Below are 12,229 nucleotides of genomic sequence, written 5' to 3'. Positions count from 1 at the left end.
CGTATTTATTTATCGATTCAAGCCAGAATTATAACACCATTTCAGCGAGTTAATGGGCGTATGTCAGGAGTTCTGCAATGTCTTATCGGAGTTCGCCAAACCCTGGACCTGACTCCAGCCAACAGGGCCGTCAACCATGCTGCCGCCACTCAAGCCCATCGCCATGAAAGAGCGCATCTCGATGATCTTCATCGAGTACGGCGAGATCGACGTGCTCGACGGCGCCTTCGTCGTCATCGACAAGAACGGTGTGCGCACCCACATCCCCATCGGCAGCGTTGCTTGCATCATGCTGGAGCCGGGCACGCGCGTCTCGCATCGGGCGGCGGCCCTCGCGGCGCGGGTCGGTACGCTGCTGGTGTGGGTCGGCGAGGCCGGTGTCCGGCTTTACGCCTCCGGGCAGCCGGGCGGCGCGCGCTCGGATCGGCTACTCTATCAGGCCAAGCTGGCGCTCGATGATCAGGCTCGGCTCAAGGTGGTGCGCAAGATGTACGAGCTGCGCTTCGGCGAGAAACCGCCGGAGCGGCGCAGCGTCGAGCAACTGCGCGGTATCGAAGGTGCACGGGTCAAAAAGACCTACGCGCACCTGGCGAAACGCTATGGCGTGACCTGGAAGGGGCGCCGCTACAATCCTTCCGAGTGGGACACCAGTGATCTGCCCAACACCTGTCTGTCCTCGGCGACCGCCTGTCTCTACGGGATCACCGAGGCCGCCATCCTAGCCGCCGGTTATGCGCCCGCGGTCGGCTTCATTCATACCGGAAAGCCGCAGTCCTTCGTCTACGACATGGCCGATATCGTCAAATTCGAGACCGTGGTGCCGGTGGCGTTCAAGATCGCGGCCCAGGATCCGCCGAAGCTGGAGGCCGAGCGCAAGGTGCGGCTGGCCTGCCGCGATGTCTTCCGCCAGAGCAAGCTGCTCGGCAAGATCATCCCCATGATCGAGGAAGTGCTGGCCGCTGGCGAGATCGATCCGCCTGCGCCGGCACCGGAAGCGGTCGCGCCGGCCATCGACGACGGGAAGCCGCTGGGCGATGCTGGTCATCGTCACTGAGAACGTGCCGCCCCGGCTGCGCGGCCGGCTGGCGGTCTGGCTGTTGGAGATCCGCGCCGGGGTCTACATCGGCACCCCCTCCAAGCGGCTGCGCGAGTTCATCTGGAATCAGGTGCTGGAAGGGGTGGAAGCAGGCAACGCCGTGATGGCCTGGAGCACCAACACTGAATCCGGCTACGATTTCCTCACCGTTGGCCCGAACCGACGCATCCCGGTCGATTTCGACGGTCTCCGTTTGGTCAGTTTCCTGCCGCCTGATGAACCGAAAAACGCTCTTTGAAAATCGAAAACCATCCCCTTCGAAAACGGCGGCGTTGTTGGTAGATTTATGCCGGTCTGATTTCCGTCTGGAAATCAGCGAAATACGGGAAGACCGTTCCCCGCGCTCGCGGGGATGAACCGGCCGGCATCCTGCGCAACATCAGCGTCGGTTACCGTTCCCCGCGCTCGCGGGGATGAACCGTGGTATTTGCTCGCCGATCCCACAGTCGCCCCCCGTTCCCCGCGCTCGCGGGGATGAACCGGCATCGTCTACAACGCCGGCCAGTAACCCGCGCCGTTCCCCGCGCTCGCGGGGATGAACCGAATTCTGTGGCTGATCCCCTTGATCGCGCTGTCCGTTCCCCGCGCTCGCGGGGATGAACCGGACGCATACCGTCGGCAAAAGTTGATGGTGCGCCGTTCCCCGCGCTCGCGGGGATGAACCGCCGAACGGCAGCAGCCAGAACGCCAGCCCGCCCCGTTCCCCGCGCTCGCGGGGATGAATCGACGGGTTCAATACGCTTGCAGCAATCACGCCCCGTGCTCGCGCAATAGATAACCACAGAGCACCTGCGGCATCGCTTTGCCTTTGATCCGCGGTGGATTTCCGGGGCGATACAAGGGGCGTCGTTCAGTCCAAGCGTGTCCGAACCGTCAGTGCCTTGCGCGAATCCCTTGGTCTTCGCTGGCGGTCGTTTCCTGTTGGAGCGACGGCTGCTTAGGACGCGCTTCCGCATGATCCTGTGTGATTCTGCCGGATGTCGCCCAGTATTCGCGGCCTCGCTGCAGGGCTCGGCGGATTTCGCTCTCACTCGTCCAACCTGCCGGCCGCGCGTATGATCGAGGTCTGTGCGATCCAAGCACAGTGGCTCAGATTCAGAACATTAGAACACTCTAACATTTGCTCGACCCGTGTTATGATTCGCGGGATCTTGCAGCGAGGAATCATTATGCCCAACGCAGAGAATAAGACGACCGACGCCAAGTCGGACTCCCGAGCCGCGCGCCCTGAAGGGCGCTCGCTCGTGCTGCTCACCTTCATCCTGGCCATCGTTTTCGTTGGCTCTGGTCTTCTCGGACACGCACCCTGGAAACTGCATGAGGTGCAGAATCTGGAAATCGTCCAGACGATGACCGAAAACGGCGACTTCGTGGTGCCGATGCGCGCCGATCAGGTCATCCTCGATACGCCGCCGCTCTATTTCATGACCGCCGTGGGACTCTCCGAGAAGTTGGCGGACTACATACCGGAGCGCGATGCCGCCCGCGCCGCCACCGGCCTCTATCTGGCGATTACCCTGCTATTCGCGGGCTTGCTCGGTCGCCTGACCTGGAAGCCGGTCGAGCACAAAGGCGTTGGCCGGACCGGTGCGATGACGGTGCTCATCCTCATCGGCACCCTGGGGATTGTCTGGTTCGGTCACGATGTGACGACGGATAGTGCGCTGGTGGCCGGCGTTACTGTCGGCCTCTACGGCCTGTTGCTCCTGCCGCGTCGTGTCTTCTGGGGCGGACTCTGGCTCGGCACGGGTGCCGGTATTGCCTTTATGGCAAAAGGGCTGCTTGGCCCGGCAATTCTCGGTGTGACGGCCGTGCTGATGCCCTTCCTGGCCACCTGGGGTGGGCTTGGGCGCCAGATACGCGGGATGCTCATTGGCTTGCTGTTCGCGCTGCCCTGGCTCGCGATCTGGCCCTGGTTGCTGTATCAGCGCGACCCACAGCTGCTCGATCAGTGGCTTTGGGGGAACAACCTCAATCTGTACCTCGACAACGTCGCCCTTGGAACCCCGCAGGAAAACCTGCAGTGGCTTTGGGCCATCCTCATCATGGCGTTTCCCGCCTGGCTCTTGGCAGTCTTGGCGCTGATTCTGCGCCCCTTCGCCTTTTTTGGCCTGCCGGGGGTGCGTTTGGCGTTGTTGGTGTCCGTCGTGGGCTGGGCAGTGATGCTCACCGCTGAGGCGGCACGGCCGATCCATGGGGCCATGCTCCTGATTCCGCTGGCCGTGCTCGGAGCAGGCAGCATCACCCGCATGCCTGGTTTGCTCGTGATGCCGGTCAAGTGGCTATCGTCCCTGCTGTTCGGTGCAATGGCCCTCGCGCTCTGGGGGCTCTGGGGCTATCTGAGATTCAAGGGGGAACTCCCGGAGCTACCGCAGATCGAGCAGGTCGCTGCCGTTGTGCCCCAGGACTATGGCTTCGCCTTTCAGCCGACGCTCTATCTCATCGCCGCCGGCGCGACCGTTCTTTGGCTCTGGATCATCATGCGCTTCCGTTCGCCCCAGCCCTCGGCACTGTTGGCCTGGCCCGCAGGTGTGGTGATGTGCTGGGCATTGCTGATGATGCATCAGCCGCTCGTCGACAAGCTCTTCGCAGAGCGCGGCTTGATCGCCGAACCTTCCATTGGTGCGCCGCTCACGCTGCAGCAGCCCGCTCAAGCGAGCGGCACCGCATCAGGCCCAGAAGCCGCGACGCCTGAGTCGGAATCGCAGCCGACGGCTGAGCCAGCCGCAACGCCCTAAGCCCGAACGTCGCTTCGGCATTGCTGGGAAATTGGCCCCCGCAGCCCTCATCGGGCGCGGGGGCCTTCATTTATGTGCGCTCGCGATCATCCTCTCTGTTGGATGATCTAACCTTGTTCGTTCTGCGCTATTTGATATTGAAAGTCTGAGCCAGCAAGACTTCATTATCTTTAAGTATTTCAAAGATCCATTCGCCTTCCTGAAGCTCATCATGATTCTCAAATTCGGCATCTACTATTCGCGCGTTAGCAAGATCGTTCAAGCAGCGGATCTCACCCGGAGAGAGGCGATAGGATCGACCTTGCGGCCTTGTCATCTAAGGGTAAAAGGGGAGATCTGATGCTGCTGTCCAACTCGCGCAGGACTGGATATCGACAGATTGGCCGCGCATCCGCTTCGGGCAGTTTGTTCGTGCGGCGGCCCTGCTCGGCCGCGAGAGAGCTTCAACTCCGAAACCTGAGTTGTTATGCTGAGCGGCTTTTGGTGCCGTTGAGCCTTTTGGTGTGGTTGGACGGAGGTCGCCAAGAGACTCGACCACTGACGCTCGATCGTCGCGCAAGGCGTCCCCTCCGAAACCCCTCGGCATCGGGCAGATGCGCTTAGGCGAGTGCTTAAAAGGCTGCGCCGATCGCGCCTCCGGCGAGACGCAGCAACGATTCGGAATTCTGTACTGGCCTCGAGGTTTGAGACATGGCAAGAGCAATCGGCATCGATCTGGGTACGACCAACTCGGCCGTGGGGCTGAAACGACTCGATACGGACATCATCCCTAACGCTGAGGGCGAGCTGTTGACGCCATCGGTGGTCGGCTGTTCCAAACGCGGGAGGTGGTCGAAGTCCGGGACCATGATCGTGGGCAAGCACGCCCTGGAGTGGCAGGTCCAGGACCCGGAGAACACCCTGGTCTCGGTCAAGCGCTTGATGGGGAGAAGCTTCGAGGACGAGGAGGTGCAACGGCTGCTGCGGGAGGGGCGCTACGCCTACAGCGTCAAGCCCCTGGCCGCCGGATCCAAGCAAAGCCTGGCGGTGGTGCTCGACGGCGAGGAGTATCGGCCGGAGCAGATCTCGGGGGAGATCCTCGCCAAGCTGAAACGGGACTGCGAAGCGCACCTCGGCGAGCCCGTCGAGTACGCGGTGGTGACCGTGCCGGCCTATTTCAATGACAAGCAAAAGCGCGCCACTCGCATGGCGGCGGCCATCGCCGGGCTCAAGGTTCAACGCCTTCTGCCCGAGCCCACCGCGGCGGCGATCTCCTTCGGCGTGGGCGACCTGGGCGAAGGGGAGTCTGAGACCGTCCTGGTGTTCGACATGGGTGGCGGCACCTTCGATATCTCCGTCCTCACGATGACCGAGGGTCACTTCATCGAGCAGGGAAAGGGCGGTGACATGTGGATGGGTGGCGACGACATCGACCACCTCCTCAGCGACCATGTCTTGCGCCAGACGGAGGAGGACAACGAGATCGAGGGCCTGCGGGAGCTGATCGAGCAGCTTCCCGCCGCGGAGAAGAACCGATTTCTCGGTGATCTGCGAAGCGGCGTGGAGGCGGCCAAGATCCGACTCAGCACGGAGCGCTCGGCGGTCATCGAGATCCTAGGCCTGCTCAAGGACGCCGACGGCGATATCCTGGACGTGGAGGTGGAGGTGACCCGCGAGCAGTTCGAGGCGCTGCTGGAGCCCTTCGCCGAGCGTGCCGCGGAACTCACCCGAGCGGTGCTCGCCTCGATCCAGTTCGAGCCGGATCTGATCGATCGGGTGGTGATGGTCGGGGGCTCGTCCTACATCCCGCTCATCGTGGACAAGATGAAGGGCGTGTTCGGTGACGACAAGGTGCAGGTGCACAAGCGCCCCTTGCTCGCTATCGCCGAGGGCGCGGCGATCTTGGCACACCGCCTCGCGGATGCCTACGAGTGTCCAGGCTGCGGTCAGGAGGTGACCCAGTCGGATCAGACCTGCGCCGCCTGCGGATTCGACCTGGCGCAGGACCTCGCGCGCAAGGGGGTGGTGGATATCGTCCACACGACCTCCCACGATTACTACCTGGAGCTAGAGGACGGCAGCGATCATCTGCTGGTGGAGCGCAACATGCCCTTGCCGTTCAAGACCCAGGGCACCTTCCGGCTCATGCATCCGGAGCAGCGGCTCGCCCACTTCCGCTTCTGCAATCTGGTCAACGAGGAGCGCGAGTCCATCGGCGACCTCTGGCTCAGCTTCGACCCTGATGAGGACACTCGGAACACGAAGGACGACAACAAGGGAAGTGAGTCCACAGAGGAGGTGCGCGAGGTAGTGCTCGACTTCGAGATCGACGAGGACAATCTCATCACCGTGGGCGCGAGCTTGGCCGATCGGCCCGAGGTGCGCGTGAGCCGCACCCTGTCCCGAGGCCATGCCGACGAGCGCCTCTTTCTGGAGCTCGAAGGCGCCATTCAGCGGGTCAACGATGAGGAGCACAAGTATTTCACCAAGTACGATTTCCTCTTCCGCTCCGGTGAGATCGCCCGTGCCATCAATGATGTGATCGACCAGGAGACGGGGGCGGAAGACCTCAAGGCCAGTCGCGGCGCCGAGCGGCAATTAGCCGTTGCAGCCGAGCTGGTGGCAAGGGAGGAAAGCCCCACCTCCAATCTGTTCTATCTGGAGGATCTGTTGGCGGCCTACGGGGGACTGCTGGAGCCGGGCCAACGGGAGCCTTTGGTCAAGCGGATCGAGAGGCTCCGCGAGCGCAACCGCACAGGAACGGTCAAGGAGATCCTCGACGCCCGCGACAAGGCACATGGGGAGGCCGACAAGTATCCCGCCCTAGGCATCCTCATGAGCGTGGGAGACGCCGCCGAGACCTTGGCGCGGACAGATCCCGCGAAGGCGCCACGCTACGACAAGCACTTGCGCGACCTGCGCAATGCCATGCTCAAGAATGATGTCGAGACCTTCGAGCGCCTGACCCAAGCGATCATGCCCGAGGTGAGCGCCATTCTGAGGAACAGGAGCAAGGCGGACCTGCAGATCTTCAAGGGTGTGCGCAAATGAGGGACCGGCGGCGGGCCGGTGCGTGAACGAGTGCCCGGTCTGCGGCAAGGGCGGAGTCGACGAAGCGGCAGCCCAGTGCCCCCAGTGTCATGCCGACCTGGAATGCTTCGCGCTTCTGGATGCCCTCCACGAAGAAGCGCCGGCATCACCACCGGATGGTCAGGTGCCAAACCGGGCCAGCGGCCCCGTGCGGGAGCTGCTGGGCGACGGCGGCTCCAGTCACGCCCCGCGGTCGCGTTGGCGCTGGGTCGTGCTCGGTGTGGGCCTAGCCCTGTCGATGCTACTCGCGGTGCTCGTCACGCAAATCCTGGTCCTCCGGCAGCTATCCTCCGGTCCGCCGGCCGCCGCCCAGACCCAGGAGGCGGATTCCACGGCGGCGGCGCTGCAGGCCATGGTCGGCGAGATCGCGCCGCTCGTCCGTCGTCTCGAGACGCTCGAGGGGCAACTCCGCGACCTGGGTGCCGAGCAGGCCAAGACCTTGGACCAGGTGACCGCGGCCAGCCGGCAGGTCGCCCAGGTCGCCGCGCTCGTCCAGGGGGGGCGGGACGAGCCGGCACGGCCGCCCACGCCGGGCGCTCCGGACAGGGAGACCGCGCCTGGGCGCGAGAAGGCGCCCGAGCCGGCGTTGCACCACCATCTGCGCCCTGATGAGACCCTGTGGTCGATCGCCAAGCGCTACTATGGGCACGGATGGCTCTATCCGGTGCTGATCGAGCAAAACCCCGGCCTCGGCGTCTACCACGGGGGCGTCGGCATGCTGAGCCTCTTCGCGGACCCAGCGCGGGCGCTCGATCTGTATCGCCAGATCACCCCACCGGGCGCGGAGGGCCGGTTGTTTCGCTACCAAGTGCAACCGGGCGACGACTGGCACGGGCTCGCCAGGCGCTTCCTCGGCCGGCCGAGGCGTGCTCCGGAGCTGATTGCCCTCAACCCGGGAAGCGATTTGGCGCCGGGTAGCCGAATCCTGATTCCCCTCGAATAATTGCTAGAGACGGACGGTATCGCGGTTTATGGCCAAGTCCCGTAAGGCGAAAGGTCCTCCGCTCGAGCTGGCGCTGGAGCGGGGAGAGAAGTTCTTCCAGAAAGGGAATTTTCCCCTCGCGCAGCGCGAACTCGAAGCCGCGCTAGGCCTCGGGGTGAGCGAGGCGCAGGCGCGTGAGATCAGCGACAAGCTCGAGGTCTGCGCGCGGGAAGTCGCGCTCCTGGAGGGGCGCGAAGCGATCAAGCGCGCCAGAAAGCTGGAAAAGAAGGGCCAGTATCGAGACGCCTTGGAGCAATTCGAAAAGGCCCTCGTGATCGAGCACGAAGACTGGATTGAGGAGCGGATCGCGGCGCTGCGGCTCGCGCTCAGCCAGGCAGAGGCTGCCGATCTCCTCGATGCGGTCGCCGAGGACGAAGATCCGCAGGTGCGTCTCGCGGCTTACGACAAGGCATTGACCACAGGTGCCGATCCGGCCGTCGCGGAGCAACGGGCCAACTGCCTGGTGGAACTCGAGCGTTTCGACGAGGCCATCGCCCAGTATGCGGCCGCGCCGCTCTCGTCGGACCTTTCGCGCTATCGCCAGGGCTACGCCTGCGCCGCGGTCGGCCGCTACTTGGACGCGCTCGCGGCCTGGCGGGGGATCGAGGCTGGATCCCAGGGGTTGGCGGGGCAGGTGGAGCAGTTGCTCCCCTTCGCCTGCCGCGAGGCGGAGCGCTCGGCCTCTTGCGCGACCAGAGCCGATGGCTACGCGATTATCACGGAGATGGCCCATCGGATCGACCCGGCGGAGAAGAGCGCCAGGCTCGAGGCGTGGGAGGCGCATGCCACCTGCAGTCAGCTCGACGCCCTGTGGGAGGAGGAGCGCTTCGACGAGATGGTGCCTTTGCTGCCTTCCCTGGGGCAGCCGCCGGATCGGGCCGCGCTCGCGATGCACGCCAAGGTCAGCTTCAAGCGTGCCGAGCGCGATGCGGAGCACTTGGAATCGGCCGTGGGGCTCTGGCTGACAGCCGTGTACGACGACGACTTGCTCGACGCGCTGACCGTCCATGGCGCGGCCTCGGCGCCCCTCGATCGGCAAGCCGTGCGCGACCGTCTGGTGGAGCGGCTGGGTGCGCTGGTGGCAGGCCATGCCAAGCAAGGGCGTCTCTCCCCCCGCGTCCAAGGCATCTGGCGGATGGACGAGCGCATCATCCGGCAGCTCTCCGGGCTCCCCGTACAGGGGGTGCCACCGGCCTGCTATCCTTGCACGCCCGGCTTTGCGCTGCACCATGGACTGGCGGATGCGATCTTTGCCTTTTTGGATGCTCAGCCAAGTCCGCCACCCGATTCAGGGATCGACCTGCTGGAGCTTCGCGCCTGCTTCGGCGCGACAGGCGAGGCCATGATGTGGATGGAGGCGGGCGAGGAAGAGCGCGCATTGGCGGCGATCCCGCGGGACATCGACAATGATCTGGTGCGTTACTGCCGGGAGCGCATCGCCCTGGCTTGCGGTATGGCGAAGGCCCGTCGGGGAGAGCCGCAGATCAAGCGTTATTTCCTTGATGCCCTGCCCTTGCTCCAGGCGGAGCCCAAGCGGGCACAGGAAATCCTGGGGCTGGCCTACGCGGACAAACCCTCGGCCTTCTTCGAGGGCCTGGCCGACGCCTTGGAGGCCCTGTGCGGTCGACTCGACCATCCCGACCTGCCTCAAGCTGCGGCGCATGCCATGGGCATCAAGGCCGTCGCCATGCTGAATCGGGGGATAAATCCCGCAATCGCGCAGAAGCTCTTGGAGCGGGCACTGGAGATCTTCCCCGAATCCGAGCTTGCCGGCTCGACACTGGACGCGCTCGAGGAGCGGCGTATCGGGAAAGACATCGAAAAGGCATTCAAACGCCAAAACTCCCTGCGTGCCGCGAAGCTGGTGCTGACGTCCAACGATCCCGGCAATCGAGACTTTTTTTTCGAGAACATGGAGCTGTGGTATCACCAGGCACAGCAGATGGAGCGGCCCATGAGAGCGGCGCTCCTGGCCGAGGTCCACGAAAGCTGCCGCCTCGTGGATGTGAGCCATTCCCTGACGCGCAAGGTCGCAGACGCGATCAGCGAGCTGAAGAGCCATTAGTAATCCCTTCGCCATCCTATCCTTAGGCCCCGCCGCCCCCAAGCGCGAGATCTTGGCGGCCGTCGCGACGGCGCTGCGCGCCGGCCGCTTTGATGCGCGCGTCATCGCCGAGGCGCAAAAGACCCTTTTCGATCCCTTGGCGCGCAGCGTCGCCGAATTCGAGTATAGCCTCGATGCTTGCGGCCGCTCGCCGAGCCGACCGCCCGAGCCGATCACGGATAGCGACATGCCGCGGCTAGAACGGCTCTTTTGAATGTCGGCGAAGAAGGAGCGGCTCAGGGACAGGCTGGTCGAACTCCAGAGGACAGCGATCGGGCTGAGCACCGAGCTGGATGCCTACAAGCGCAAGACGCAGGACAACGAGACCGACCTATTCCTGGATCTGGTTGGGGTGCTGGACGCCTTCGAGAACCTCTTCAACAACCTGAGTCTGGATACCCTAGACAAATCGACCAAACGCGCGTTCAAGAGCGTCGGCGCCATTCAACGAAAGCTCACGCGTCTGTTGGAGGCGCGCGGTATCGCGCGGCTCGAGTTTCCCGATGGCCGGGCCCAGGTCGGGCGTTGTAAGGTCATCGAGACCAGGGCCACGGACGAGGTGGAAGAAGGGACCATCCTGGCGGTGGTCCGCAACGGTTATCGCCGCGGGGAGCAGGTCCTCAGACCGGCGGAGGTCATCACCGCGTCGCGGAGCCAAACACCTGCCGAAACGCCGCAAGACCGATGGTAAGCCTTTAACTCCCTAAGAAATTGAAATTCAACCACTTGCGAGGTACAAGACGAGCGCGCAAGGGTAGTCCCTTTATTCATAGATTGAAAAACCAAGAAATTTCAACTCCGAAACCTGAGATATAATCGACAGGCTAGATCTGCGCCCCTGCGACAGTGTTCGATCCTCGAGGTGTAAATTGAACCCGAAAAACCTTGCGTTCGCGACGATTGGCTCCCTGCTGCTGTTATCCGCTTTCCCCTCCTGGTCTGATGAGGAAGTCATCACCAATGGGCTCGATGTCGATGTGCGCCAATACATCGACGAATCCCCGCAAGGCCAGCCGGATCCAGCCGCAGACCAGGGCGTCGCGAACGTCCAGGATCTCGGCGACGGAAGCACCAACGAAGGTGGGCCACCGGATGGCTATTTCGACGTGCGCGACGCGGCCCTAGACGATGAGCAGAACCTCGGGCCGAACGCCCCCGGCTATATCCCCTGACGGGGCGACCGCTGCCCAACGCAGCCGTGCAAGTCCTGACATCAGTCACCGCGCGCCTCAGAGCAGCCTGAGGATTTCTCGCAAGCCGCAGGGGTGGTGCGGTAGATGCAGTACGATCTGATCCAGCCGGATTGAGCGACCGCTCTCCGACATCTTGCTGTCCTGGTCCGGTTTTAGGTTTATCTTCAGCTCTTGACCGCGACCGCGCTGTCGCGGCAGTGCCGATGAATTTCCGCTTCCGACCCAGAGCGGTCAAGGACGCCTCCGAGTCGACTGACTCAGCGGTACTAAGGAAGTGTCCGTCAACAACTTCCCCCCTTTCGCAAAGGGGGGGCAGGGGGGATTTCGGGCGGCATCGCTCGCATCGGGAAACAATTGATGCGCATCTTCTAAGAATCATCACTCGATGCTGCATTGCAACACGGCCGCCACATGCTTCACTTCGGTCGCTCGATCGAACGGCTGTTCGGCGGTTTAGTCTCTCAGACCCGTTGCAGTGGGCATCGGCCAAGAGGCGAAGGAACCGGCAGAGGAATCCGGCTCCGAGAGTCCAGAGCTTCCCGGGAAGAGGGCCAGCCGGCGTCCATGCCGGTCTAAATTGTCGCTGCTCCTCATTCAGTCTCCGGCGAATCCGCCGGTTCCACGATGTCGGCGAGGCGAGCGCCGTTTGGCCGCAGCCGCCAAGGGTATTCGGACAGCAAGTAGCCAAGCGAGATCGCCCGGTCGTCGACCGCAGCATGCACGCTAACCTCTGTCGCTCCGGCGAGGTGCCGGAGCCCTCGGGTTGCCTGAGTTCTAGCGCCGCGTCGGCTCAAAGTCTCGATCGAAAGGCGACGCAAAGACGACCCACGGGTTTCCTGCATTTACTTCCGGTCTGCGCCGTCTAAAGTAATGGGGAAGGCTCTCGGCGAGAGACCTATCCAATGACGGATCCTCATCAGATGGGCCTTGGTCATTAGTTGGGCCGGTAGCCGGTAGGGTGGACGAGCGCGAGCGAAGTCCACCGAATCCCGCGTCGGCGTTGGTGGACTGCGCTGCGCTTGTCCACCCTACGGAAGACGACTGGCC

At 63.5% G+C, this 12,229-nt stretch carries 9 protein-coding genes and 1 CRISPR repeat array; all 9 genes read left to right on the top strand.

Features of this window, described 5'->3' with window-relative positions; genetic code table 11:
- The first annotated feature begins 136 nt into the window (after positions 1-136).
- The 9 genes from cas1e (at position 137) to G3480_RS22180 (ending at position 11,161) form a co-directional block, all read left to right on the top strand.
- On the top strand, positions 137-1,054 hold the full coding sequence (cas1e, locus tag G3480_RS22220; RefSeq protein ID WP_164656193.1) for a type I-E CRISPR-associated endonuclease Cas1e: 918 nt from the start codon (positions 137-139) through the stop codon (positions 1,052-1,054).
- Positions 1,035-1,334, top strand: coding sequence for a type I-E CRISPR-associated endoribonuclease Cas2e (gene cas2e / locus G3480_RS22215; protein WP_164656191.1), 300 nt, complete (start codon positions 1,035-1,037; stop codon positions 1,332-1,334). Before cas1e ends, cas2e begins: the two co-directional genes overlap by 20 nt.
- A 93-nt stretch (positions 1,335-1,427) precedes the next feature.
- Positions 1,428-1,822: a CRISPR direct-repeat array (repeat unit 29 nt; unit sequence CCGTTCCCCGCGCTCGCGGGGATGAACCG).
- 443 nt (positions 1,823-2,265) lie between these two features.
- Positions 2,266-3,834, top strand: coding sequence for an ArnT family glycosyltransferase (locus tag G3480_RS22210; protein WP_164656190.1), 1,569 nt, complete (start codon positions 2,266-2,268; stop codon positions 3,832-3,834).
- A gap of 690 nt (positions 3,835-4,524) precedes the next feature.
- Complete coding sequence (locus G3480_RS22205; RefSeq protein WP_164656188.1) at positions 4,525-6,864, top strand: Hsp70 family protein; 2,340 nt, start codon at positions 4,525-4,527, stop codon at positions 6,862-6,864.
- Between the two features lie 22 nt (positions 6,865-6,886).
- A complete protein-coding gene (locus G3480_RS29290; RefSeq protein WP_164656186.1) occupies positions 6,887-7,846 on the top strand; it encodes a LysM peptidoglycan-binding domain-containing protein in 960 nt (319 codons plus the stop codon).
- A gap of 28 nt (positions 7,847-7,874) precedes the next feature.
- Entirely contained in the window at positions 7,875-9,950 is a 2,076-nt protein-coding gene (locus G3480_RS22195; protein ID WP_164656184.1) for a tetratricopeptide repeat protein, read from the top strand.
- 52 nt (positions 9,951-10,002) lie between these two features.
- Positions 10,003-10,203: a hypothetical protein gene (locus tag G3480_RS22190; RefSeq protein WP_164656182.1), complete on the top strand. Its 201-nt coding sequence runs from the start codon at positions 10,003-10,005 to the stop codon at positions 10,201-10,203.
- Positions 10,204-10,680, top strand: a complete 477-nt coding sequence (locus G3480_RS22185) for a nucleotide exchange factor GrpE (RefSeq protein WP_164656180.1) — start codon at positions 10,204-10,206, stop codon at positions 10,678-10,680. It begins immediately after the preceding gene.
- Between the two features lie 178 nt (positions 10,681-10,858).
- Entirely contained in the window at positions 10,859-11,161 is a 303-nt protein-coding gene (locus G3480_RS22180; protein WP_164656178.1) for a hypothetical protein, read from the top strand.
- Positions 11,162-12,229 lie beyond the last annotated feature (1,068 nt).

The organism is Thiorhodococcus mannitoliphagus, from assembly GCF_010915725.1.
GTDB lineage: Bacteria > Pseudomonadota > Gammaproteobacteria > Chromatiales > Chromatiaceae > Thiorhodococcus > Thiorhodococcus mannitoliphagus.
Note: the sequence above shows the minus strand (reverse complement) of the source record. Positions and strands in the feature narration are given on the sequence as shown.